General features: G+C 66.5%; 24 protein-coding genes and 1 pseudogene. 13 read left to right on the top strand and 12 right to left on the bottom strand.

What is annotated here, in order from left to right; translation table 11 throughout:
* Positions 1–71 precede the first annotated feature (71 nt).
* The 3 genes from AB4Z32_RS12320 to AB4Z32_RS12310 are packed head-to-tail and all read left to right on the top strand — an operon-like array spanning position 72 to position 1888.
* Positions 72–209 (top strand): hypothetical protein, encoded by a 138-nt coding sequence (locus tag AB4Z32_RS12320; RefSeq protein WP_442122134.1) that lies wholly within the window; start codon positions 72–74, stop codon positions 207–209.
* 13 nt (positions 210–222) lie between these two features.
* Positions 223–1059, top strand: a complete 837-nt coding sequence (locus AB4Z32_RS12315) for a DUF1700 domain-containing protein (RefSeq protein WP_442122133.1) — start codon at positions 223–225, stop codon at positions 1057–1059.
* Between the two features lie 16 nt (positions 1060–1075).
* Positions 1076–1888 carry a head GIN domain-containing protein gene (locus AB4Z32_RS12310; RefSeq protein WP_442122132.1) on the top strand — a complete coding sequence of 271 codons (813 nt, stop codon included), beginning with the start codon at positions 1076–1078 and terminating at the stop codon, positions 1886–1888.
* Here AB4Z32_RS12310 and AB4Z32_RS12305 read toward each other — a convergent pair whose 3' ends face one another.
* On the bottom strand, positions 1889–3136 hold the full coding sequence (locus AB4Z32_RS12305) for an NAD(P)/FAD-dependent oxidoreductase (RefSeq protein WP_442122131.1): 1248 nt from the start codon (positions 3134–3136) through the stop codon (positions 1889–1891).
* A 132-nt stretch (positions 3137–3268) separates the two neighbouring features.
* On the opposite strand from AB4Z32_RS12305, the gene AB4Z32_RS12300 reads away from it, so the two are divergent.
* The 5 genes from AB4Z32_RS12300 to dctP all read left to right on the top strand — a co-directional run bounded on the left by AB4Z32_RS12300 (position 3269) and on the right by dctP (position 7632).
* A complete protein-coding gene (locus AB4Z32_RS12300; RefSeq protein WP_442122130.1) occupies positions 3269–3655 on the top strand; it encodes a hypothetical protein in 387 nt (128 codons plus the stop codon).
* Positions 3652–3855 (top strand): helix-turn-helix transcriptional regulator, encoded by a 204-nt coding sequence (locus tag AB4Z32_RS12295; protein ID WP_442122129.1) that lies wholly within the window; start codon positions 3652–3654, stop codon positions 3853–3855. Before AB4Z32_RS12300 ends, AB4Z32_RS12295 begins: the two co-directional genes overlap by 4 nt.
* A complete protein-coding gene (locus AB4Z32_RS12290) occupies positions 3852–4829 on the top strand; it encodes an alpha/beta fold hydrolase (RefSeq protein WP_442122128.1) in 978 nt (325 codons plus the stop codon). The genes AB4Z32_RS12295 and AB4Z32_RS12290 overlap by 4 nt, the downstream gene beginning before the upstream one ends.
* Positions 4830–4916: 87 nt before the next feature.
* A complete protein-coding gene (locus AB4Z32_RS12285) occupies positions 4917–6305 on the top strand; it encodes a M28 family peptidase (protein WP_442122127.1) in 1389 nt (462 codons plus the stop codon).
* A 307-nt stretch (positions 6306–6612) separates the two neighbouring features.
* Positions 6613–7632, top strand: coding sequence for a TRAP transporter substrate-binding protein DctP (dctP, locus tag AB4Z32_RS12280; RefSeq protein ID WP_442122126.1), 1020 nt, complete (start codon positions 6613–6615; stop codon positions 7630–7632).
* Between the two features lie 130 nt (positions 7633–7762).
* On the opposite strand, the gene moaD is transcribed toward dctP, so the two are convergent.
* The 6 genes from moaD to kbl form a co-directional block, all read right to left on the bottom strand.
* Positions 7763–8020, bottom strand: coding sequence for a molybdopterin converting factor subunit 1 (gene moaD, locus AB4Z32_RS12275; protein WP_442122125.1), 258 nt, complete (start codon positions 8018–8020; stop codon positions 7763–7765).
* A 1-nt stretch (position 8021) separates the two neighbouring features.
* On the bottom strand, positions 8022–9296 hold the full coding sequence (locus AB4Z32_RS12270; protein ID WP_442122124.1) for a molybdopterin molybdotransferase MoeA: 1275 nt from the start codon (positions 9294–9296) through the stop codon (positions 8022–8024).
* Positions 9293–10783, bottom strand: a complete 1491-nt coding sequence (gene thrC / locus AB4Z32_RS12265) for a threonine synthase (RefSeq protein ID WP_442122123.1) — start codon at positions 10781–10783, stop codon at positions 9293–9295. The genes AB4Z32_RS12270 and thrC overlap by 4 nt, the downstream gene beginning before the upstream one ends.
* Positions 10784–10929: 146 nt before the next feature.
* Positions 10930–12318, bottom strand: coding sequence for an L-serine ammonia-lyase (locus AB4Z32_RS12260; protein ID WP_442122122.1), 1389 nt, complete (start codon positions 12316–12318; stop codon positions 10930–10932).
* Between the two features lie 82 nt (positions 12319–12400).
* The gene (locus AB4Z32_RS12255) at positions 12401–13357 is read right to left on the bottom strand and encodes an NAD-dependent epimerase/dehydratase family protein (protein ID WP_442122121.1); all 957 of its coding nucleotides are present in this window, start codon (positions 13355–13357) and stop codon (positions 12401–12403) included.
* Between the two features lie 17 nt (positions 13358–13374).
* Entirely contained in the window at positions 13375–14580 is a 1206-nt protein-coding gene (gene kbl, locus AB4Z32_RS12250) for a glycine C-acetyltransferase (RefSeq protein ID WP_442122120.1), read from the bottom strand.
* Between the two features lie 183 nt (positions 14581–14763).
* Between kbl and AB4Z32_RS12245 the strand changes: the two genes are divergently transcribed.
* Positions 14764–15360: a helix-turn-helix domain-containing protein gene (locus AB4Z32_RS12245; protein ID WP_442122119.1), complete on the top strand. Its 597-nt coding sequence runs from the start codon at positions 14764–14766 to the stop codon at positions 15358–15360.
* Positions 15361–15386: 26 nt separating this feature from the next.
* On the opposite strand, the gene AB4Z32_RS12240 is transcribed toward AB4Z32_RS12245, so the two are convergent.
* The 3 genes from AB4Z32_RS12240 to AB4Z32_RS12230 form a co-directional block, all read right to left on the bottom strand.
* Positions 15387–15818, bottom strand: a complete 432-nt coding sequence (locus tag AB4Z32_RS12240) for a hypothetical protein (RefSeq protein WP_442122118.1) — start codon at positions 15816–15818, stop codon at positions 15387–15389.
* Between the two features lie 55 nt (positions 15819–15873).
* The gene (locus tag AB4Z32_RS12235; protein ID WP_442122117.1) at positions 15874–18057 is read right to left on the bottom strand and encodes a prolyl oligopeptidase family serine peptidase; all 2184 of its coding nucleotides are present in this window, start codon (positions 18055–18057) and stop codon (positions 15874–15876) included.
* A gap of 121 nt (positions 18058–18178) precedes the next feature.
* Complete coding sequence (locus AB4Z32_RS12230) at positions 18179–19567, bottom strand: tetratricopeptide repeat protein (protein ID WP_442122116.1); 1389 nt, start codon at positions 19565–19567, stop codon at positions 18179–18181.
* Here AB4Z32_RS12230 and AB4Z32_RS12225 point away from each other — a divergent pair.
* On the top strand, positions 19566–19769 hold the full coding sequence (locus AB4Z32_RS12225; RefSeq protein WP_442122115.1) for a hypothetical protein: 204 nt from the start codon (positions 19566–19568) through the stop codon (positions 19767–19769). The two genes, AB4Z32_RS12230 and AB4Z32_RS12225, sit on opposite strands and share 2 nt — an antisense overlap.
* 70 nt (positions 19770–19839) lie before the next feature.
* On the opposite strand, the gene AB4Z32_RS12220 is transcribed toward AB4Z32_RS12225, so the two are convergent.
* On the bottom strand, positions 19840–20475 hold the full coding sequence (locus AB4Z32_RS12220) for a 3'-5' exonuclease (RefSeq protein WP_442122114.1): 636 nt from the start codon (positions 20473–20475) through the stop codon (positions 19840–19842).
* A gap of 27 nt (positions 20476–20502) precedes the next feature.
* On the bottom strand, positions 20503–21753 hold the full coding sequence (locus AB4Z32_RS12215) for an Hsp70 family protein (RefSeq protein ID WP_442122113.1): 1251 nt from the start codon (positions 21751–21753) through the stop codon (positions 20503–20505).
* A 150-nt stretch (positions 21754–21903) separates the two neighbouring features.
* Here AB4Z32_RS12215 and AB4Z32_RS12210 point away from each other — a divergent pair.
* From AB4Z32_RS12210 to AB4Z32_RS12200, 3 genes and pseudogenes are all read left to right on the top strand, one after another.
* Positions 21904–22655, top strand: a pseudogene (locus AB4Z32_RS12210) (cbb3-type cytochrome c oxidase subunit I); the annotation flags it as partial.
* A 36-nt stretch (positions 22656–22691) separates the two neighbouring features.
* Positions 22692–23123: a DUF2244 domain-containing protein gene (locus tag AB4Z32_RS12205; RefSeq protein WP_442122112.1), complete on the top strand. Its 432-nt coding sequence runs from the start codon at positions 22692–22694 to the stop codon at positions 23121–23123.
* Between the two features lie 157 nt (positions 23124–23280).
* The gene (locus tag AB4Z32_RS12200) at positions 23281–24189 is read left to right on the top strand and encodes an isoaspartyl peptidase/L-asparaginase (protein ID WP_442122111.1); all 909 of its coding nucleotides are present in this window, start codon (positions 23281–23283) and stop codon (positions 24187–24189) included.

Genomic DNA, 24189 nt, shown 5'->3' with positions numbered 1-24189 from the left:
CACATGCGTGGCGTTCCACGGGCCGGATGGGTACAGTGGCAGCATCGACACAAGTGTTATCGGATCTGCAAATGAACAGCCTGCTGGCCCTGCGTACCCTGCTCCTGCTCGCCTTCGTGGTCGTGGCAACGGCCATCCTGGTGCAACCCGGCCTCGGCGCGTCGAGCGATCCGGCCGTCCATGCCATGCTGATGGTGGCGCGGAACTGAGGTGGAGCAGGCGATGGGCAAACTGGAATACCTCGAACTGCTGAAGCGCGCCATGCTGGGCCTGCCGCCCGAAGTGCAAGCCAAGACCCTCGGCTATTACGAGCAGCGCTTCGTCGACGGTGTCAATACCGGCCGCAGCGAACAGGACGTCGCGCGCGAACTCGACGACCCGAACAGGATCGCGATGACCTTGCGCGCCAGCAGCCATAGTGCGCAACTCGGCGCCCAGGCCACCGCGCAATCCACGCCCCCGGCTGCCGGCCAGGCCGCCGCCAGGCCGGGCCCGGTCCTGGAAAAGCGCAATCCGGTCGGGGTGCTGCGGGTGCTGGTGTCCGGCGCCGGCCTCGCGATCTTCAACCTGTTCATGATCGTGCCGGCGATGGTGTATTCGGCCCTGCTGTTCGCGCTGTATGTGTGCGCCCTGGCCTTCTACCTGAGCGGCATCGCCATCACCGCCAGCGGCCTGGCCGGCAACAGCGAACTGCTGCTCGACCTGCCGACCCGCTACGTGCAGATCGGCGACGAAGATCCGGACCGCCGGCAGATCCGGGTGCGGATCGACGATACCGGCATCCACGTCCACGAGGAAGGCGCCGACGCCGGCAATGACGACGAGGGCAAGGCCAGCGGCTCGCGCCTGCGCCGCGGCGCCGAAGTCGTGGCCGGCAACAGCCTGCATATCACGACCGACATGGACGCCGACTCGCGCACAACCCAGACCCTGTTCGGCTTCGGCATGGTGCTGGGCGGGATCGCGCTGTTCCTGCTGTCGCTGGTGGCGACGCGCTTCACGGCGCAAGGCATCAAGCGCTACGTCCAGATGAATTTCTCCCTGCTCAAGGGACATTGAGAGAGCGAGGAGACCCATGCGCGCATTGATCAAGACCGGATTCGCCCTGCTGCTGCTGGCCCTGCTGCTGATCGGCGCTTCCTGGAGCATGCTGCGGGCCCAGGGCAACAGCGGCGGCGCCGCCAGCCCGGGCAGCCGCCTGGTCGCCACCGAAAAACGCACGCTCGGCGCCAGCATCGGCGAGGTCGACGTCAGCGGGCCGATCAACCTGATCCTGCGCCAGGGCACCTCGGCCTCGCTCGAAGTGCGCGGCGAACAGCGCCTGCTGGCCAACGTCGACACCACGGTGGACGGCAATACCCTGCACATCGGCCCGCGCGGCATCCTGCTGCGCCACCGCCAGCCGCTCGAAGTCACCCTCGTGCTGCCGACACTCGAGCACCTGACCCTCGGCGGCAACGGCCAGCACACGGTCAGCGGCTTCTCGGGCGACCGCATCGAACTGAACGTCAACGGCTCGGCCGGCCTGCGCTTCAACGGCCGCTACCGCGAGATCGACGCCAGCCTGCTCGGCAGCGGCGACATCGACATCACCGGCGGCAATGCCGACCGGGTGACGGCCGACGTCAAGGGCACCGGCCACATGACCCTGGTGGGCGGCGCGCGCGAACTGCATGCGGAAGTCGCCGGCGCCGGCGAACTCGACGCCCGCCACCTGCGCGCCGCCGACGTCGACCTGGCCCACCACGGCTCCGGCAGCAGCGCGGTCTACGCCAGCAAGCGCGTAAACGTGGAAATGACCGGCAGCGGCAGCATCACCGTGTTCGGCAATCCCGACCGCCGGGAAGTCAGCCGCAACGGCAGCGGCAGCGTCAGCTTCCAGGACTGATCAGGCGCCGCCTTTCATCCAGTCCAGCGCACCCTGGCCGGCGGCCCGCCCGCTGCCGAAGCAGGCGGTCAGCAGGTACCCGCCGGTGGGCGCTTCCCAGTCGACCATCTCGCCGGCCACGAACACGCCCGGCAGCGCGCGCAGCATGCCGGCCGGCGAGGCCAGCGCCTCGAAGCGCACCCCGCCGCCGCTGCTGATCGCCTCCGCGATCGGGCGCGGACGCTCCAGCGTGAGCGGCAAGGCCTTGATGGCGGCCGCCAGCCGCGCCGGGTCCGCATATTCTTCCTTGCGCAAGGCTTCGTGCAGCAGGCCCGATTTCACGCCCTTGATCCCCAACCGGCTTTGCAGGTGGCTGGACATCGACTTCGCACCGCGCGGACGCATCACTTCCTCCGCCACGCGCGCGGCATCGTGGTCGGGCAGCAGGTCGATCCAGACCGTGGTCCGGCCATCGCGCTGGATGCGGTCGCGGATGGCCGCCGACAGCGTGTACACCAGGCTACCCTCGATGCCGCTGGCCGTGATCACGAACTGTCCCTTGCGATAGATCTTTCGCCCGTCGCCATCCTCGGCCGCCAGCGCCACCGTGGTGAGCGGCGCGCCGGCGTAGCGGCCGGCGAAATGCTCGCTCCAGGCGGTCTCGAAACCGCAGTTCATCGGCACCAGCGGCGCCACCTCGACGCCCTGTTCGCCCAGCAGCGGCGCCCAGGCGCCGTCCGAGCCGAGGCGCGGCCAGCTGGCGCCGCCCATGGCCAGCACCACCGCATCGGCGGACTCCACCCGCTCGCCGTCCGGGGCCGCGAACAGGAGCCCGCCGTCGCGCCAGCCCAGCCAGCGGTGCCGCATGTGGAAGCGCACGCCGGCCTCACGCAGCCGGTGCAGCCAGGCGCGCAGCAGCGGCGCGGCCTTCATGTCGGTCGGGAATACGCGGCCCGAGCTGCCGACGAAGGTATCGATGCCGAGGCCATGGATCCACTCGCGCACCTGCCGCGGCGTGAAGCCGTCCAGCCATTGCCCGACCTCCACGCGGCGCTTGCCGTAGCGGCCGGCGAAGGCCTCGAAGTCTTCCGAATGGGTGATGTTCATGCCGCCCTTGCCGGCCAGCAGGAACTTGCGGCCGACGGAGGGCATGGCGTCGTACAGGTCGACCTGCACGCCGCCGGCGGACAGCACTTCGGCGGCCATCAGGCCGGCGGGACCGCCGCCGACGACGATGGCGCGGCGCGGGGTTTCAGGGATGGCATTCATGGGCCGGCATTGTAGACGATGTGGGTGTTCAAAAATATATGTAAAGGGGCCTTGACATTGGTTTCGGTGCGTCCTACAGTGTCAAGCATGCTTTACATGTTAAGTGTGCTTTACATAAAAGGAGGTGTCCAAATGCATGAGAAACGCGTTGCGCGGGCCTATACCCTCGAGCTGATGATCGCGCTGGCGGTCTATACGGTGCTGCTGATGGCGGCGATCCGCTACGGCCGCCCGATGGAAGACGGCTGGCTGCGCACCCTGGTGCTGGTCAGCCCCATGATCGGCTTCGGCCTGATGATCCGGACCATCGTGCGCCATTTCGCCCGGATCGACGAATACCAGCGCATGCGCATGCTGGAGAACCTCGCGATCGCCACCGCCATCACGGGCGCGGTCACCTTCACCTACGGCTTCATGGAAACCGCCGGATTCCCCAAGCTCTCCATGTTCTACGTTTGGGTCGTGATGTGCTCGAGCGTGGCCGTCGTCAACCTGGCCCGCCGCCTGCTCGAAAAATGAAAAACCTGATCCGCGAACTGCGCGCCGCCCGCGGCTGGAGCCAGGCCCACCTGGCCGACCTGCTGAGCGTCTCGCGCCAGACCGTGATCGCCATCGAGACCGGGCGCTACGACCCCAGCCTGCCCTTGGCCTTCACGATTTCGAAACTCTTTGAACAACCGATCGAAGCAATCTTCTTTCCAGAACAGGAGCCAGCATGAACCCGTTTGCCTGCAAAAAGCCTTTCGCCTTCTTCCCCATCGTTGTCGGCGTTCTCGTCGCCCTGATGTCCGCTGGCTCGAGCCACGCCGTCGAAGCGGCCGCGCCGCAGGCGAACCGCTTCGCCGCCACCATCGCGCCGGCCGAGCGCTTCGAAATCGACGGCGTGCTGGTCGAACAGTTCGGACCGAAAACGGGCGCCAAGGGCCGGCCGCTGGTCCTGATTCCCGGCCTGGCCAGCGGCGGCTGGGTGTGGCAGGAGACGGTGCGCGCCTTCAGCCCCGAGCGCGCGGTGTACGTCCTGACCCTGCCGGGCTTCGACGGCCGCCCGGCGGCGCCCGCCAATGCCTTCGCATCGGCGCGGGCCGCGGTCGGGAAGCTGCTCGAGCAGCGCCGGCTGGACAAGCCGGTCATCGTCGGCCACAGCCTGGGCGCGACCATGGCGCTGGCGGTGGCCGAGGACAAGCCGGCGAGCGTCGGCGGCGTGGTCGCCATCGATGGCCTGCCCGTCATGCCGGGCACCGAAGCGCTGCCGCCGGCGGAACGCGGCAAGTATGCCCAGACCATGAAGGCGCGCCTGGCCGGCATGAACCCGGCGCTGTTCGCCTCCCAGCAGCAGGGCTACATGCGCACCATCGGCGTGATGGACATGAGCAAGGCCGACGACCTCGCCCAGCTGACCGGCCGCAGCGACCCGGCTTCCACCGGCCAGTACGCGGCCGACGTGCTGGAGCTCGACCTGCGTCCGGGCCTGAAGAACATCCAGGCGCCGGTGCTGGTCATCTCTCCTTTCTTCGACGCCGACGGCAGCCAGCAGGGACTCACCGCCGATGCCAAGGCCGACTACTACCGCTCCCTGCTGCAGGGCGCGCCGAAGGTCGAGGTGGTGACGGTGGCGCCGGCCCGCCACTTCGCGATGATCGACCAGCCGCAGCAGGTCAACGACGCGATCCGCAAATACCTGGCCTCGCTGTGAGCTTCCGCGCCGGCGCGAAGTGATATATGCTCAACGGCGCGGCCCGATGGCTGCCGCGCCGTGATCGTCTTCATCGCAAGGAGAGTTATGCCCCGTCTTACCAAGCTGTCCGTGGCCCTGCTGTTCGCCGGCGCCGCGTCCATCCAGAGCGGCGCGCAAGCCGCCGCCGACACTGCCGCCACAGACCGCCCGCTTCCCGTCCGCCAGGCCGAGATCGACGCCATCGTCAAGGAGATCTCGCCGCAACGCATCCAGGGCTACGTCAACAAGCTGGTGAGCTTCGGCACCCGCCACACGATGTCGGACACCACCTCCGATACGCGCGGCATCGGCGCCGCCCGCCGCTGGATCAAGTCGGAGATGGAGCGCTGCGGCGCCGGCCGCCTCGAGGTGCGCTTCGACAGCCACCTGCACCCGGTCGACAACCGCATCTCGCGCCCGACCGAGATCGTCAACGTGGTCGCGACCCTGCCGGGCAGCCAGGCGGCCTCGAAGGACCGCCTGTACGTGGTCAGCGGCCACTACGATTCGCGCGTCACCGACGTCATGAACTACACCGACGATGCGCCCGGCGCCAACGACGACGCCTCGGGCACCGCGGCGGTGATCGAGATGGCTTGCGTGATGGCGCGCCACAAGTTCGACGCCACCCTGGTCTTCATGACAGTGGCGGCCGAAGAACAGGGCCTGTACGGCGCCGGCCACTTCGCCAGGGAAGCCAAGGCCAACAAGCTGAATATCGCCGGCATGCTGAACAACGACATCATCGGCAGCTCGCACGACGAAAAGGGCAGGCAGGACAACTCGCGCGTGCGCCTGTTCGCAGAAGGCGTGCCGCCGCTGAAGGAAGCGCCTTCGCCCGAGCTGCGCACCCTGCTCGTGACCGGCGGCGAGAACGATTCGATCACCCGCCAGCTGGCCCGCCACGTCAAGGAAACCGGCGAGCGCTACGTCCCGAACTTCAAGGTCGACATCATCTACCGGCGCGACCGCTACCTGCGCGGCGGCGACCACAGCCCCTTCCTAGACGCCGGCTATGCGGCGGTGCGCTTCACGGAACCGAACGAGGACTTCAGGCACCAGCACCAGGACCTGCGCAGCGAAAACGGCGTCAAGATCGGCGACCTGCCGGAATTCGTCGACCCCGACTACGTGGCCCAGGTGGCGCGCGTGAACGCCGCTTCGCTGGCATCGCTGGCATTGGCGCCGGCCGCTCCCCAGGAGGTGAAGGTGAAGACCGCAGCCCTCGACAACGGCACCGACCTGGCGTGGAAGGCGAATGCCGAACCCGACATCGCCGGCTACCGCATCGTCTGGCGCGAGACCACCGCGCCGCTGTGGCAGGGTTCGCGCTACGTCGGCAACGTGACCACGGCCCGCGTCGACATGTCCAAGGATAACGTGCTGTACGGCGTGCAGGCCGTGGACAAGGACGGCAACGTCAGCCCGGCGACCTACCCGCTGCCGGCGCGCTGAGCCTCGCCCGAGCGCCGGATTCGCCACACGGCGCGCCGGCCACCCGCTTTTCCTACGCCGCGGCGCAGCATGCCGCGGCGTTCTCATTTTCGATCCCGCACTCTCCAGCGCCAGCGCAAGGACACCCCCGAACACATGGGTAATACTCATGCCGCATCGCGGTTTTTCACTATGCACTGCAGCATTTTTTCTTTAGCAGACACATAACAATTTTCTTGACTTGTATTCTGCTGAGAATATTCTTATGCGTACAACAATAAAGAACCACGTAGTCCGGTAGTCCGTAACATCATCTTGGAGGATGTAAATGTCGGCAATGACACGTAGGACATTGCTGGGCGCGATCGCGACCAGCCCGCTCTGGCTTCAAGCTGCATGGGCCCAGCCCACCAATCTCAAGATCTCCCACCAGTTCCCCGGCGGCAGCGTCGCCGAAGGAGATTTCCGCGACCGCCTGTGCCGCATGTTCGCGGCCGGCGTCGAACGCCGTACCAGGGGCAGGCTCAAGTTCTCGATCTACCCGCACTCCTCGCTGATGAAGAGCGAAGACCAGATCCCGGCCCTGTCCAAGGGCCAGCTCGACATGTCGCTGGTACCGCTGACCTATGCCGGCGCCGAACTGCCGGAAGTGAACATCGGCCTGATGCCGGGCCTGGTGACCTCCTACGAGCAGGGCTATGCCTGGAAGGATGCGGAAATCGGCAAGGAATTCACCCGCATGCTGGCCGACCGCGGCATCGTGATCCTGAGCTGGATCTGGCAGGCCGGCGGCGTCGCCTCGCGCGGCAAGCCGATCGTGAATCCGGAAGACGCGGCCGGACTGAAGGTGCGCGGCGGCTCGCACGAGATGGACATGCTGCTCAAGGAAGCCGGCGCCAGCGTGGTCAGCATGCCGTCCAACGAAATCCGCGGCGCCCTGCAGAAGGGGCAGCTGGATGCGGCCATGACCTCCTCGTCCTCGCTGATCTCCTTCCGCCTGGACGAAGTCTCGAAATACGTCACCACCGCCCGCGGCGGCGCCTACTGGTTCATGCTGGAGCCGCTGCTGATCTCGAAAGCCGCCTTCGACCGCCTGCCGCGCGAGCAGCAGGGCATCCTGATGTCGGTCGGCGCCGAACTGGAAGCCTTCGCCCGCAGGTCGGCCGAGATGGACGATGCGGCGGTCGCGGCCCTGTTCCAGGGCAAGGGCGGGCGCACCGTGGACCTGACCGGGGAGTCGCTGCGCAAGTGGCAGGAGATCGCGCGGGAGACGGCCTGGAAGGATTATGGGTCGCGTAACGAAAATTGCGCGCGCTTGTTGGCGTTGGCGGAGAAGACCTTAGCTTAGAAACGTCGTTCCCGCGAAGGCGGGAACCCAGGTTTGCTTGAGCAGCCGACTACGTTCAGCTTTTGCCGCTGAACGGCGAACTTGGATCCCCGCCTTCGCGGGGACGACGGTTCCTATGTTGCCAGTTACTTCATCCCCCCGTCACCGGCGGAAAGAAAGCCACTTCCCCACCCTCGCGAATCGCCGTCTCCGGCTCGCACATCACATGATTGAAGGCCATGCGCAGCGCACGCTCGCGGCCCAGGGCTTCGGCCCAGGCGCCGCCGCGGGCGATCAGGAAATCGCGCACCGCGCCGACCGTCGCCACGCCCTCGGGCAGCGTCACCGCCTCCCCAGCCGTACCGACAGCCTCGCGTACGCTGGCAAAAAATCGCAAATTGATGTTCATGTCAGTGTTGAAGTGAAGCGAAGGGGATGAAGCGGACCATGTCGCCGCGTGCGATCGCCTGGCCCGGCGGGCAGTCGATCAGGCCGTCGGCCCACACGGTGGAGGTCAGCACGCCCGAGCCCTGGTTCGGGAACAGTTCCACCCCGCCCTCGCCGTTGATGCGGGCGCGCAGGAATTCGTTGCGGCGGTCCGGTTTCGGCCAATCGAAATCGGCGCGCATCGTCACCGCTTTCGGCGCGAGCTCGCCGCTCACGCCCTGCAGGCGCAGCAGGAAGGGCCGCACGAACAGCAGGAAGGTTACGAAGCTCGACACCGGATTGCCGGGCAGACCGAGGAAGTAGGCAGCGCCAGTGGCGCTGCTGACGCCGGACCCCTTGCGTCCGTCGCCCCGGTTGACTTCACCGAAAGCCAGCGGCTTGCCCGGCTTCACGGCGATCTGCCACATGTTCAGCCGCCCTTCCGCTTCGACCGCCGGCTTGATATGGTCTTCCTCGCCCACCGAGACGCCGCCCGAGGTGATGATCAGGTCGTGCTGCCTGGCCGCCGCGCGCAGGGTGTCGCGGGTCGCCTGCAGCGAATCCGGCACGATGCCGTAGTCGGTGAATTCACAGCCGAAGTTCTCCAGCAGGCCGCGCAGGGTAAAGCGGTTCGAGTTGTAGATCGCGCCAGGCTTCAAGGGCTCGCCAGGCATCGCCAGCTCGTCGCCGGTGAAGAATACGGCCACGCGCAGGCGGCGCCGCACCGGCAGCTCGGCCAGGCCGACGGACGCGGCCAGCCCCAGTTCCTGGCTGCGCAGGCGGGTGCCGGCCGGCAGGATGACGGCGCCGGCGCGCACGTCCTCGCCCTGGCGGCGGATCCACTCGCCGGACTGCGGCGTGTGCCGGACGGTGACGATGTCGCCATCCAGCTCGGACTGCTCCTGCATGACGACGGCGTCAGCGCCTTCGGGAATCAAGGCGCCGGTGAAGATGCGCGCCGCGGTGCCGGGTTCCAGGAAGCTGCCGACCTGGCCGGCCGGGATGCGCTGCGCCACCTTCAGTTTTGCGGCAGCGCCGGCGCAGTCGGCCGCGCGCACCGCGTAGCCGTCCATCTGGGTATTGTCGGCGCCCGGCACGTCGAGCTTCGAGGCCTGGTCTTCGGCCAGTACGCGGCCGTTGGCTTCCAGGGTCGGCACCAGCTCGACCTCGGACACCGGCCGCGCGGCGGCCAGCAGGAAGTCGAGGGCTTCCCGCACGGGCATCAGCGGCTTGCGCGCCGGCGCGGCGGCTGCGCTCATTGCGCCGTCCTTTCTGCGCTGGTTCTTTCTGCAATATACGCCTTCATCTGCACGACGTCCGGCTTCATGACCACGAAGCGCTGCGGCAGCGCCTCGATGTTCTCGAAGCCGGCCGGGCGCTCGGCGTCCGTGCCCAGGGCTTCGAGGATGGTCTCATTGAACTTGGCCGCCAGCGCGGTCTCCAGCACGATCATCGGCACGCCGGGCGCGAGGTGCTCGCGCGCGACCTTGATGCCGTCGGCCGTGTGGGTGTCGATGGTGATGCCGTAGTCGTCGAAGACTTCGCGGATGGTGTTCAGGCGATCTTCATGCCTCGAGCAGCCCGAGACGAAGCCATACTCCGCCACGCGCTTGAACTCGTCGCCGTCGCTGCCTGGCGCGCCCGACAGGTCGAAGCCGCCGTGGGTCTCGACTTTCCTGAACAACGCGTGCGTGCGCCCGGCGTCGCGGCCCACCAGTTCGTAGACGAAGCGCTCGAAGTTCGAAGCCTTCGAGATGTCCATCGACGGGCTGCTGGTATGGAAGGTCTCGGCCGGCTTGCGCACGCGGTAGACGCCGGTGCGGAAGAACTCGTCCAGCACATTGTTCTCGTTGGTCGCCACCACCAGCTTGTCGATCGGCAGGCCCATCATGCGGGCGATGTGGCCGGCGCAGATATTGCCGAAGTTCCCCGAGGGGACGGTGAACGAGACTTTCTGCTCGTTCGAAGTGGTCGCCTTCAGGTAGCCGCGGAAATAGTAGACCACCTGGGCCACCACGCGCGCCCAGTTGATCGAGTTGACGGTGCCGATCTTGTGGCGGGCCTTGAATTCGAGGTCGTTCGACACCGCCTTGACCAGGTCCTGGCAATCGTCGAACACACCCTCGACGGCGATGTTGAAGATGTTCGGGTCCTGCAGGCTGAACATCTGCGCGGTCTGGAAGGCGCTCATCTTCGCGTGCGGCGACAGCATGAAGACGCGGATGCCGCGCTTGCCGCGCATCGCATATTCGGCCGCGCTGCCGGTGTCGCCGGAGGTGGCGCCAAAGATGTTCAGCTCATCCTCATTCTTGGCCAGCGCATACTCGAACAGGTTGCCGAGCAGCTGCATGGCCATGTCCTTGAAGGCCAGGGTCGGGCCGTTCGACAGGCCCTGCAGGATCAGTTTGCCCTTGACGCCCTCTTCGAGCACGCGCAGGGGCGTGATTTCGGCGGCCGACTCGTCGGCGCGCGCATTGCGGTAGACCTCGGCCGTATAGGTTTTCGCGGTCAGGGCCTTCAGGTCGGCTTCCGGGATGTCGGTGGCGAATTTGCGGAGGATCTCGTAGGCCAGGTCGGCGTAGGCCAGCTGCCGCCAGGCGTCGAGCTCGGCGCCGGTGACCTGCGGGTAGTCGGCCGGCAGATACAGCCCGCCGTCCGGCGCGAGGCCGCCCAGCAGGATGTCGGAGAAACCTTGGGGATTGCGTGCTGCGGACGCGCTGGTCGCGCGGGTGGAGACATAGTGCATACGGTAAGGAGGATCGAAGTTGGCGGGCGTTGACTATTTATTATAGTGCGCCTGCAGCAAACTTGTCTTTTTACCGAATATTGTTCAGATTGCGGCGCGTGGGCCGGTCATCCCAGCCGCCGGCCGGGATGAGCCCACGCACAAACTCAGCAAGCCGCGTGGTTGACGGTCACCACGTGCACCGCCAGGCCGCCAAGCGAAGTCTCCTTGTACTTGGCCTGCATGTCGTAGCCGGTCTGGCGCATGGTATCGATCACGTTGTCGAGACTCACGAAGTGAGTACCGTCGCCCTTCATGGCCAGCGAGGCTGCGGTGATCGCCTTGATCGCGCCCATGCCGTTGCGCTCGATGCAGGGGATCTGCACCAGGCCGCCGATCGGGTCGCAGGTCATGCCGAGGTGGTGCTCGATGCCGATCTCCGCCGCGTTCTCGATGCGCTCGTTGGAGCCGCCGAGCGCAGCCACCAGGCCGGCCGCCGCCATCGCGCAGGCCACGCCGACCTCGCCCTGGCAGCCGATCTCGGCGCCCGAGATCGAGGCGTTCTTCTTGCACAGCATGCCGATCGCCGCCGAGGTCAGGAGGAAGTCGCGGATGCCCTTTACCGGATCGCTCGGACGACAGTCTTCGGCGTAGTAGCGCAGCACCGCCGGGATGATGCCGGCCGCGCCGTTCGTCGGCGCCGTCACGACCCGGCCGCCGGCCGCGTTCTCTTCGTTGACCGCCATCGCGTACAGGGTCACCTGATGGGTCGCGTCGTGCGGCAGTTCGTTGCGGCGGTTGCCGGCATCGCAGTGCGCCTGCTTCCACAGCTTGGCGGCGCGGCGCTTGACGTTCAGGCCGCCCGGCAGCTGGCCTTCGGTCACCAGGCCGTGGGCGATACAGTCGCGCATCACATCCCAGATGCGGTCCAGGCCGGCGTCCAGCTCGGCCTCGCTCATGCGCGACAGCTCGTTCGTTCGCAGCATGGCGGGAATGGAGAGGCCGTCGCGCCTGCCGTGTTCGAGCAGCTCGCGCATGGTGCCGAAGGGATAAGGCACGGGCGCCGCTTCGGTCTCCTTGGCCGGCGCCTGGGTCTCGCCGGCAGCCGTGATGAAGCCGCCGCCGATCGAATAGAAGATCCGTTCGATGACGCTGCCGTCGCTCAACTGGAGCACGAAGCGCATGCCGTTCGGATGCTCGGGCAGGGTCGACTGCTTGTGCCAGACCAGGTTGGTCTTGCTGGAGAACGGCACTTCCCTGGTACCCAGCAGCTTGAGCACGCCATCGAGTTCGGCCTCGGCCAGCTTGTCCTCGACGCTGTCCGGATCGATGCCCTGCGGCGTCTCGCCCATCAGGCCCAGGATCACGGCCTTGTCGGTGGCGTGGCCGACGCCGGTCAGGGCCAGCGAACCATACAGGTGGGCTTCGACGCCGACCGCCTGGCTCAGGTCCCCGCACTCCAGCAGGAAGCGCCGCGCGGCGACCATCGGGCCGACCGTGTGCGAGCTGGAGGGGCCGATGCCGATCTTGAATAAGTCAAATACGCTCATGTCCATGAGCTGTCTCCTGAAAAGCTTCTTTATTATCTTTGGGTCCGGAAGAACAGGACAAGGGCCTGCGCCTCGTAAACGTCAACACTCAGGCAGTCTGTCCGACATCCACATTTTCGAGCATGTCGGCAACCATCTCCTCGACACCGATACTGGCCTTCCAGCCCCAGTCAGCAGTCGCGCGGGCATCGTCCAGGCTCTTCGGCCACGAATCGGCAATCTGCTGACGGCTGTCCGGCTTGTAGGCGATCCGGAAGTCCGGCAGCTTGCGCTGGATGCTGGCTGCCAGCTCGCGCGGGTTGAAGGACACGCCGGCCACATTGTACGAGGAGCGGATGACCACTTTTCCGGCCGGGGCTTCCATCAGCTCGATGGTAGCGCGGATCGCGTCCGGCATGTAGATCATCGGCAGCGTGGTTTCCGGGCCCAGGAAGCACTCGTAGGTCTCGCCCTTGAGCGCCGAGTGGAAGATGGCGATCGCATAGTCGGTGGTGCCGCCGCCCGGAGGCGACTTGAAGCTGATGATGCCCGGGTAGCGGATGCTGCGCACGTCGACGCCGTACTTGGCGTGGTAGTACTCGCACAGGCGCTCGCCGGCCAGCTTGCTGATGCCGTAGATCGAGGTCGGGTCCATCACCGTGTACTGCGGCGTGTCCTCGGCCGGCGTGTTCGGGCCGAAGGCGGCGATCGACGAAGGCCAGAACACTTTCAGCGGCTTGCCGGCTTCCACGCGCTCGCGGGCGATCTCGAGGATGTTCAGCAGGCCGTCCATGTTCAGCGACCAGGCTTTCAGCGGGGCCTTCTCGCCGGTCGCGGACAGCAGCGCGGCCAGCTGGTAGACCTGGGTGACGCCCTCATCAAGGATGAGGCGGGACACGGCATCGCGGTCCATCACGTCGAGGCGGGTGTAGCGCTGCGCGCCGTACACATTGGTTTCGCTGATGTCCGAAGCGATGACGTTGTGCGCGCCATGCTTTTCCGCCAGCGCGGACACGAGTTCACTGCCGATCTGGCCATTGGCGCCGATGATGAGGATGCGTTCCATTCTTTACCTACCTGTTCTCAGTTGCTTTTAATGATGCCCAGCTCGCGGCCGGCTTGTTCGAAGGCTTTCAGCACGGTGTCGAGCTGTTCGCGGGTATGCGCCGCCGACAGCTGCACGCGGACGCGCGCCTGGCCCATCGGCACCACCGGGTAGAAGAAGCCCGACAGCAGCACGCCCAGTTCGAACATGCGGGCCGCGAATTTCTGCGCCACCGGGGCGTCGAACAGCATCACCGGCACCACCGGGTGGGTGCCCGGCTTGATGGTGAAACCGATGCGCTCGATCTCGCGGCGGAAATAGGCCGTGTTCTCGTGCAGGCGGTCGCGCAGCTCCGTGCTCTTGCCGATGCGGTCCAGCACGGCGATCGACGCACCGGCGATCATCGGCGCCAGCGTGTTCGAGAACAGGTAGGGGCGCGACTTCTGGCGCAGGGTCTCGATGACTTCCTTGCGGCCCGAAGTGAAGCCGCCCATCGCGCCGCCCAGGGCCTTGCCCAGGGTGCCGGTGATGATGTCGATCTTGCCCATCACGTTGAAATGCTCGTGGGTGCCGCGCCCTGTCTTGCCCATGAAGCCGGAAGCGTGCGACTCGTCGATCATGGTCAGGGCGCCGTATTTCTCGGCCAGCTCGACGATCCTGTCCAGCTGGGCGATGGTGCCGTCCATCGAGAAGGCGCCGTCGGTGACGATGATCTTGTGGCGCTTGCCGGCGTCACGGGCGGCGATCAGCTGCTTCTCCAGGTCGGCCATGTCATTGTTGGCGTAGCGGTAGCGCGCGGCCTTGCACAGTCGGATGCCGTCGATGATCGAGGCGTGGTTCAGGGCATCCGAGATGATCGCGTCGTTCTCGTCGAACAGCGGCTCGAACACGCCGCCGTTGGCGTCGAAGGCCGCCGCGTACAGGATGGTGTCTTCGGTACCGAGGAATTCCGACAGCTTCTGTTCCAGTTCCTTGTGCACGGTCTGGGTACCGCAGATGAAGCGCACCGAGGACAGGCCGTAGCCGTACTTCTGCAGCGCGGCTTCGGCCGCCTTCTGGGTTTCCGGATCGCCGGACAGGCCGAGGTAGTTATTGGCGCACATATTGATCAGCGTACGGCCGTCCGCGGCGACGACTTCGGCGCCCTGGCGCGATGCCAGCACGCGTTCGGGCTTGAACAGGCCCTCGGTCCGGAGCGTGTCGAGTTTGGTCTGGAGGGCGCTATAGAATGCCTGGTCGCTCATTGTCTTCCTCGTCCTTGTATTTTCCGGCTTGACCGGTGGTTATCGGATGTTGTACCGTTGATCCGTTCGTTCGATGTATTGAACCGAGTTCTTTATCTCGAACAAAAATTCAATATATCGAATATTACCCCCGGCCATCGCAGTTGACAAGTGAGTTGGCAAGCAATTGCCAAATAAGCGTAGATGAATAAAGTTGTAACGACACTCGCCCCCGCCACCCCGGCCGGCGCACCGCCCGAAGTCGGCGCCACCCTGCAGCGCCTGCGCCTGGCGCGCGGCCTCACGCTCGAAGACCTGTCGCGCATCGCCGGCGTGTCCAAATCGATGCTGTCCCAGATCGAACGCGAGAAGGCGAATCCGACCATCGCCATCACCTGGCGCCTGGCCAACGCGCTGGGCGTGCAGATCGGCGAACTGCTGTCGTCGGAAGTGCGCAGCACCGACCTGATCCGGGTCGTCGACGCCCACGAGATCCCCACCCTGCCCGGCGCCCACGCCGGCTACTCGCTACGCATCCTCGGCCCGATGGACCTGGCCGGCAAATACGAATGGTACGAGCTGACCCTGCAGCCGGGCGGCGAACTGGCGTCCCAGGCCCATGACCCGGGCACCAGCGAGCACCTGACCGTGGTGACCGGCGCGGTCGAACTGGAAGTGGGACCGGAGAAGAAAAAGGTCAAGCATGGGGCGACGGCGCGCTATCCGGCGGATGTCGCGCATACGATCCGGAATATCGGCAAGACCGAGGCGAAGGCCTTGATGGTGGTGGTGCACCGCTGAGGCCGGGGCCGGCCTCGGGCGCCGGCTCAGGCGTAGCCGTGGAATGCGAAGTCGAGGAAGCGCCCTGCTTCCGGGTCGTAGTTCGCGTCGAAGAAACAGGTGCCGCCATCAAACACGACCTGGAAGCGCTTTCTCAACGCTTCGGCCTTGACGCCTTGCGAGCTGCAGGCGCCGCCCAGGCGTATCGAACGCTGCCCATCCTTGCGCTGCCCCTGGTACTGGATCGTGTAATCTCCCAGCGGTCTGCGCCGCCCCGTGCCCCAATGGCGGTCGGCTTCCGCCTGCAGGGCCGCCGCCATGCCCGCGACGACCGCCGGCGGCACCACCCACGCGCCGCCCTCCACTTCAATCCAATGCGCGCTGCCGGGCGCGGGCTCGTCCGCGGACACGAGACCGGATGAGATGAGGGCAAGACAAAGAAAGGTGCCCGAAGCGGCCCGGTAACAGTAACGAAACATCGTGACTCCTTAAGAAGATGGCGCACCGCCGGGGTGCGCCATCGAGGACAGGCTTTTACTCCGAACCGCCCGCCACCGTCTGCGCCTCATTCATCTTCAGCGCACGGGTCAGGAAGCCCCAGCGATCCGCCACCTCTTCGATCTGCTTGCTGGTCGGCTTGCCCGCACCGTGGCCGGCCTTGGTATCGATGCGGATGATGATCGGATTGCCCCCGGCCTGGTCGGCCTGGGCGGTGGCGGCGAACTTGAAGCTGTGCGCCGGCACCACGCGGTCGTCATGGTCGGCCGTGGTGATCATCGTCGCCGGATAGCAGGTACCCGGTTTCAGGTTGTGTAGCGGCGAATATTTCACCAGGGCCTTGAACTCGTCCGCGTTTTCCGACGAGCCGTAGTCCGAGGTCCAGGCCCAGCCGATCGTGAACTTGTGGAAGCGCAGCATGTCCATCACGCCCACCTGCGGGATCGCCGCGCCGAAGAGTTCCGGACGCTGGGTCATCGCCGCGCCCACCAGCAGGCCGCCATTGCTGCCACCGCCGATCGCCAGCTTGCTGGGCGACGTCACCTTGTTGTTGACCAGCCACTCGGCCGCGCCGATGAAGTCGTCGAACACGTTCTGCTTATTCAGCTTGGTGCCGGCTTCGTGCCAGGCTTCGCCGTACTCGCCGCCGCCGCGCAGGTTGGCGACCACGTAAACGCCGCCCATCTCCATCCAGGCCAGGTTGGCCGGCGAGAAGCCCGGGGTCATCGAGATATTGAAGCCGCCATAGCCATACAGGTAGGTCGGGTTGCTGCCGTCCAGCTTCAGGCCCTTCTTCGAGACGATGAACATCGGGACCTTCGTGCCATCGCGGCTGGTATAGAACTGCTGGCGGGTTTCGTAGTCGGCCGGATTGAAGGCCACCTTCGGCTGGCGGAACACGGTCGAGGCGCCGCTCTTCATGTCGACGCGGTAGATCGTGGTCGGGGTGGTGAAGCCGGTGAAGGAGAAGAAAGTCTCGGTATCGCCCTGCTTGCCGCCGAAGCCCGACACCGAACCGATGCCCGGCAGGGCGATCTCGCGCACCTGCTTGCCCTTCAGGTCGGTGATCCTGACCCGGCTTTGCGCATCGGCCAGGTATTCGTTGATCAGCTGCTTGTTGACCATGTGGCTGGACACCAGGGTCTGCTGGCTTTCCGGCACCACGGTCTTCCAGTTCGCTTCCTGGGGCCTGTTGACGTCGATCGCGACGATGCGCTTGCGCGGCGCATTGCGGTCGGTGGCGAAGTAGAACACCGGGCCGACGTTGTCGATGAAGTCGTAAGCGGCTTCGAAGTTGTCGATCAGCGGCATGACCTTGCCATCCGGCTTGGCTAAATCCTTGTAGAAGATCCGGTATTTATGGGCCGTGCCCTTGGTCGCCTGGATCAGCAGATAGCGGCCGTCGTCGGTGGTCTCGGCGTGGAAGCCCCATTCCTTCTCGTCCGGACGGTCATAGACCAGCACGTCGGCACTCTGCGGGGTGCCCAGCTTGTGGTAGTAGAGCTTCTGGAAATAGTTCACGTCGGCCAGCTTGGTGGCTTCCTTCGGCTCGTCGTAGCGGCTGTAGAAGAAACCCTTGCCGTCCTTGGTCCAGGCGGTGCTGGAGAACTTGACCCACTGGATGTGGTCTTCCAGGTCCTTGCCGGTGTCGACGTCGCGCACGCGGATCTCGTTCCAGTCCGAACCCGATGCCGCCGTCGAGTAAGCCAGCAGCTTGCCATCCGGGCTTACCGCCGTTCCCGCCAGGGCGACGGTACCGTCGGCGGCCAGGGTGTTCGGATCCAGCAGCAGGCGCGGCGTATCCTTCAGCGATTTCATGGTGTACAGCACCGACTGGTTCTGCAGGCCGTCGTTACGGCTGAAAAAGTAGCGGCCGCCTTCCTTGAACGGCACGCTGTAGCGCTCGTAGTTCCAGAGCTGGGTCAGGCGCTGTCGGATGGCTTCGCGCTGCGGGATCTGCGCCAGGTAGGACTGGGTCACCTTGTTCTCGGCCTCGACCCAGGCTTTGGTCTCGGCGCTGTTCGCGTCTTCCAGCCAGCGGTAAGGGTCGGCGACCCTGGTGCCGTGGTAATCGTCGGTCTGGTCGACTTTCTTTGCGACCGGATAGTTCAGCGGACTGCCGCTGGTGTCGCAGGTCGGAGCGGCCATGGCCGGAGCGGCACCGAACGAGAAGAAGGCGGCCGCGACGGCGGCGGCGAGGGTGACTTGTCTCATATGCATGCTTTTTCTAATTGACTTGACGGTGGAGGAAGTGGCTCATGCCGTTGGGCATGATAGCGCGAATTGTCCATCCGACAAATATCCTTAGTGCAGCATGCACATCCTACCTCGTCAGGTCCACTCATACGGTGCGCTGTTCGTCGCGCGCCAGCGTGCGTGCATGCCATTGCCGGCTGAGGTCCTGGGCGTCCTCGATTTCGCGGGGCGAGAGACGGCGGGCGACGATGGCCTTGTTGGCGCTGGCCGCCGGGTCGCCGGCATCGGCCGCCAGCAACATCCACATGTAGGAGCGCACGCTGTCGCGCGGCACGCCGCGGCCGCTGTTGTACATGCCGCCCAGGTTGTACTGGGCCAGCGCGTGGCCCTGTTCGGCGGCCAGGGCATACCAGCGCACGGCTTCGGCATCGTCCTGTCCGACGCCCTGCCCGGTGGCGTACATGACGCCGAGATTGTTCTGGGCGCTGGCATCGCCCTGTTCGGCGGCGCGCCGGTACCATTCGACCGCCAGCACCTCGTCGCGGTGGACACCCTGGCCGTTCGCATACATCACGCCCAGCGTGAACTGGGCATTCGCGGCGCCCTGCCCGGCAGCCAGCCGGTACCAGTAGAAGGCCTGGCGTATGTCGGCCGGTACGCCGCGGCCGTGCGCATACATATTGCCGAGGTTGTACTGGGCCAGCACGTGGCCCTGCTTGGCAGCGCGGGTGGTCAGGGTCAGCGCCTCGGCCTGGTCGCAGGGGCCGCCGCGGCCGCCGGCCAGCAGCAGGGCCAGGCTGAACTGGGCTTCGGCATCGCCCTGGATGGCGGCGCAGTGCAGCCAGGGCCGGGCCGCCTTGGCGTCGCGCGGCACGCCCACGCCTTCGAGATAGCACAGGCCCAGCAGGCGCTGGGCGGCAGGATCGCCGCGCCCGGCCGCACGCCGGAACCAGTACACGGCTTCGGCATCGTTGGCGGCCATGCCCTGGCCGCGCCGCAGCATCATGCCCAGCGCCACCTCGGCCGGCGCATGCTTGCCCAGGGCTGCCTTGCGCAGCCAGGCCGCGGCCAGCGGGTAGTTGACGGCCGTGCCTTCGCCGCGCAGATAGCATTCGCCGAGCAGGTGCTGGGCGCTGGGCAGGTTCTGGGCGGCTGCGCGCTGGTACCAGACCAGCGCCAGCTCCGGGCTGCGCGCCACGCCGCGGCCGCGGCGCATCATGTCGCCGAGGTTTTGCTGGGCAGAGGGATCGCCCTGCTCGGCCGCCAGCGCGAACCAGCCGACCGCCTGGGCGTCCGACTGCGGCACCCCGCGCCCTTGGTAAACCATCGAGCCGAGATGGTTCTGGGCGAAGGCCAGGCCGCGCTCGGCCGCACGGCGCAGCCATCCGGCCGCGCAGGCGTCGTCGCGGGTCACGCCGTCGCCATTCTTGTAGATCAGCCCAAGGTTGAATTGCGCATAGGGGTCGCCGCGCTCGGCCGCGCGGGCGAACCAGGCCAGCACGGAATTCTCCGGTGAGACGTCAGACTGCTGCATGCTCGCTCCAGGAAAAATCGGACAGGAAAGCCTCGGCGCCGCTTCATGGCAGCGCCGCAAGAATTGCCAAAAGTTTAACTATGAGGAATCCGACGGGCTTGATCTGGCACAGACGGGCGACCGTTCGACACGGAAAAAAATCCGGAAAAATCGGCAACTAGACAGAGCCAGCGCAACCGTTGCGGAAATCACGCCGATCTGATGAAGCAGCCATTGTGACGAGACAAACTGTTGGGTTCGCACACAGGCTAGCGGGCGACCCCTTCGACAGCTCAGCGCGCTCTTTTGCGCGCTGCAGCATAATCGCCGATGTAGCCATGCACCCTGGCTGCCGAGAGGCGATTGATCTCGACCAGCAGTTCGGGCGCCACCGGCGCCAGCCCGTAGGATTCGCCCAGGCGGCGGCCGATGTGCAGCAGCAGGCGGGCCGCCACTTCGGCGTCGGCCTCGGCGCGGTGGGCGGTGCCGCGGAAGGCGATCCCGAGGGACCGCGCCAGTTCGCCGAGCTTGTAGCTGGACATGCCCGGCAGCACCCGCCGCGACAGCTTGACCGAGCACACCAGCCCCGCATGGCGGCAGGCGTGGCCCAGGCGCGCGCCTTCGGCCTTGAGGAATTTCTCGTCGAAGCTGGCGTTGTGGGCCGCCAGCGTGTCGCCGCCGATGAATTCGATCAGTTCCGGCACCACGTCTTCGGCGAGCGGGGCCGTGTCGACCATCTGCTGGGTGATGCCGGTGAGCGAGGTGATGAAGGGCGGAATGCGAACCCCGCAATTCACCAGCGACACATAGCGGTCGACGATCTCGCCGCCGGCAATGCGCAGCGCGGCAACCTCGGTGATACGGTCGCCGCCCTCCGGCGAGAGGCCGGTGGTCTCGAAGTCGAGCATGACGATCGGGCGTTCAAACATGGTGGTCTTTCAGAGTTGGGCTTTCACTTAACCGAATTTACGGGCGGCGTCGATGGCCAGGCCTGCGCCGATGCTGCCGAACAGGTCGCCCTCGACGCGCCTCGCCTCGGGGACGATGGCGGCAATCCGTTCACGCAGGGCCGCGACCCCGCTCGAGCCGCCGGTAAAGAACACCGTGTCGACCTGGTCCGCGGCCACCCCGGCCTCGCCCAGCAGGCGCTGCACGGTGGCGCCGACCTGGTCGACCAGGCCCGCGATGGCCGCCTCGAACACCGCGCGCTCCACCTGCAGGCGTTCGGGCGGCGACAAGCGGTCCAGGTCGAGCTCGACCAGCGGCGTGGCCGACAGGCCGATCTTGGCGTCCTCGACGCGCATCGCCAGCCAGTGGCCGGCGCGCTCGTCGATCAGATTGCGCAGCCGGCCCAGCTTGGCCGGCTCGGCGGCGTCGCGCGCCAGGTCGTCGAGCTGGGCGATGCTCTTGCGGGTATAGGCCTGGTTGATCGTGTGCCAGGTCGCCAGGTTGAAATAATAACTGGACGGCACCGGCGCACCAGAAACCAGCGCGCTGCCGTAGCCCAGCAGCGGCATCACCGAGGCCAGGCTCAGGTATTTATCGAAGTCGGTGCCGCCGATGTGCACGCCGCCGGTGGCGAGGATGTCGTCGCGGCGCTCGATGCGGCCTGCGCGGTCCGGGCCGAGGCGCACCAGCGAGAAGTCCGAGGTGCCGCCGCCGATGTCGGCGATCAGCACCAGTTCTTCCTTCTCGATGCGCGATTCGTAGTCGAAGGCGGCGGCGATCGGTTCGTACTGGAAGCCGATCTCGCGGAAACCGGCCGCGCGCGCGATCTCGGCCAGGGTGTCCTCGGCCAGGCGGTCGGCCTGCGGATCGTCGTCGACGAAGTACACCGGGCGGCCGAACACGGCGCTGGTGAATTCGCGCCCGGCCTGCTGCTGGGCGCGACGGCGCAGCTCGCCGATGAAATGGGACAGCAGTTGACGGAATGGCAAGGCGCGCCCGGCGACTTCGGTCTGGCCATCCATCAGGCTGGTGCCGAGCAGGCTTTTCAGCGAGCGCATCAGGCGGCCCTCGTAGCCCTCCAGGTAGTCGGCCAGGGCGGCGCGGCCGTAGCGCACCTGTTCGTCGTCGGCATTGAAGAACACGACCGACGGCAGGGTCGGCTTGCCGTCCTCGAGGGCCAGCAGGCTGGGATGGCCGGGGCGGACCCAGCCGACGGTGGAATTGGAGGTGCCGAAATCGACGCCGCAAGCGTTCGCCATGGAAGCCTATCTGGAAGAGGAGCAAGGGAAGGGGCGAGATGTTACCAGAACTCGGCCGGGGCCGGCGAGTCTCCCGCCGCCGCGGAAGTTCCACAAGCCGCAATCGGGCGCCGGATGTATCAAGCCCGCCACACGCTGCGATCGTGCGCGCTGCCGGTGTGCTGCTGGACCTGGCTGATCACCGCCTGCCTCGGCACCACCCTCTTCATCGCGGCCGGCGGCGGCGGTCCGCTGATGTTCCAGCACGTATTCCGGTTCTTCGGCCATCCCGAGGTCTGCATCATGATCCTGCCCGGCTCCGGGATCACTTCCCAGGTCATTCCGGACTTCTCGCGCAAGCCCCTGTCCGGCCATGCCTCGATGGTCTACGCCACGGCGGCGATCGCCATCATCTCCTTCATCGTCTGGGCCCACCACATGTTCACCACCGGGATGCCGGTCACGGCCCAGCTGTTCTTCATGTACGCCACCATGCTGGTCGCGAACCCGACCGGGGTGAAGGTGTTCAACTGGGTCGCGACCATGTGGAAGGGCTCGCTCACCTTCGAGCCGGCGATGCTGTTCGCGGCCGGCTTCCTGTGGGTGTTCACGATCGGCGGCCTTTCCGGGCTGATCCTGTCGGTCGCGCCGATCGACATCCAGGTCCGGGACACCTATTACGTGGTCGGCCATTTCCACTACGTGCTGGTAGCCGGATCGCTGTTTTGCATGTTCTCCGGCTATTATTACCGGGTGCCGAAGTGGACCGGGCATATGGTCAACGAGTGGCGCGCCAGGTTTCACTTCTGGAATTCGCTGCACCGGCGCCTGCCAGGCCCTGGGATGGCGCGGAAGGGCTGGAGTGGACGGTGCCCAGCCCGGCACCCTTCCATACCTTCGAGACGCCGCCGATGGTGAAATGAATGTGGTTCGAGTGGACACTGCAGCGCAATTGTTCGATGACGCCCCGCCAGGTGGCGCGCGCCTATGCCGTGCTGTGCACCATCTCGCTGGCCGTCGCCCTCGCCTTCTTCCTGCGCGGGGTCTGGATCGTGCTGGCCTTCTCGCTGCTCGAACTGGCCTGCGTGGGCCTGGCCCTGGTCCTGTATGCCCGCCACGCCCTCGACCGCGAACGCATCTCCCTGTCCACCAGCTGCCTGCTGATCGAATGCGTGCAGGCGAACGTCCGCAGCCAGGCGCGCCTCGATCCGCTCCGGACGCGCGTCCTGCCGCCCACCGAGCTGCCGCCCGCCGGCGCCCGGCGCCCCCTGATCACCCTCGAGTCGCGCGGCGTGCGGATCGAAGTGGGCCGCTTCGTCAATGAAGCCAAGCGCCGCCAGGTCGCCCGCGAACTGCGCCAGGCCCTGCGCCAGGTTTCCGCCCTGCACTGATCCCTTCCTGTCCGTCTTCACGAATCCTTGTCAGCGGGCTCTTACATTCACACGGCCCCGGCACCGATGTTTCAATTTCGGCATCATTTGCATAATGTGCACATTCGAATGCCGCGCTGAAGCCTAGCGCGGCATTGCATCATTTTGGAGAAGAAGAATGTCCCTAAGCCAAGGAAGCCATGCCATCGTCGTCCACGGCGGCGCCGGCGGCAAGCCCGAATACAAGGACGGTTGCGAGCGCGCCGCCCAGCGCGCCGTCGAAGAGCTCGGCATCAGCGGCGATGCACTCGAAGCCGCCATCGCCGCCGTCACCGTCCTCGAGGATGACGGCCGTTTCAACGCCGGCCGCGGTTCGGTGCTGTGCCTGGACGGCGAGACCGTCGAGATGGATGCATCGGTGATGGATACCCGCGGCCGCCTGGGTGCGGTCGCCTGCGTGCGCGGCATCGAGAACCCGGTGCTGCTGGCGCGCGCGGTGGCCGATACCCCGCACTGGTTCCTGGCCGGCGACGGCGCCGACCGCTTCGCCGCCGCCATCCGCCATCCGCTCTGGAACACGATCTCCGAACACCAGCGCGAACAGCACCGCCAGGTGCGCGAGGCCCTGGCCGGGACCGCCCCGGCCATGCCTGGGGTCGACAACCAGGCCTTCCTGCGCTTCTGGAACTACCGGAGCGCGCCGGACCTGCCGCCGGGCGCCGCCTGCGACACTGTCGGCGCCGTGGTGCGCGCGCCCGACGGCCACTTCGGCGTGGCCGCCTCCACCGGCGGCTCGGCCCCTTCGCTGCTGGGCCGCGTGGGCGATACCCCCATCGTCGGCAGCGGTTTCTACGCCGGCCCGGCCGGGGCGGTAGCCGCCACCGGCATCGGCGAATACATCGTGCGCCACCTGCTGGCGCACCGCGTCTACACCTGGATCGAGGACGGCATGCCGCTCGAGCAGGCACTCAGGCGCGGTATCGAACTGTTCGACAAGGACGTCGACGTCGGCCTGATCGCGGTCAGCCGCACCGAAGCCGGCGCCTTCAGCAACCGCGACATGCCGCGGGCACGAATCGGCAACTGA

It is taken from the genome of Massilia sp. 2TAF26 (assembly GCF_052115005.1).
Classification (GTDB): Bacteria; Pseudomonadota; Gammaproteobacteria; order Burkholderiales; family Burkholderiaceae_D; genus Telluria.
Note: the sequence above shows the minus strand (reverse complement) of the source record. Positions and strands in the feature narration are given on the sequence as shown.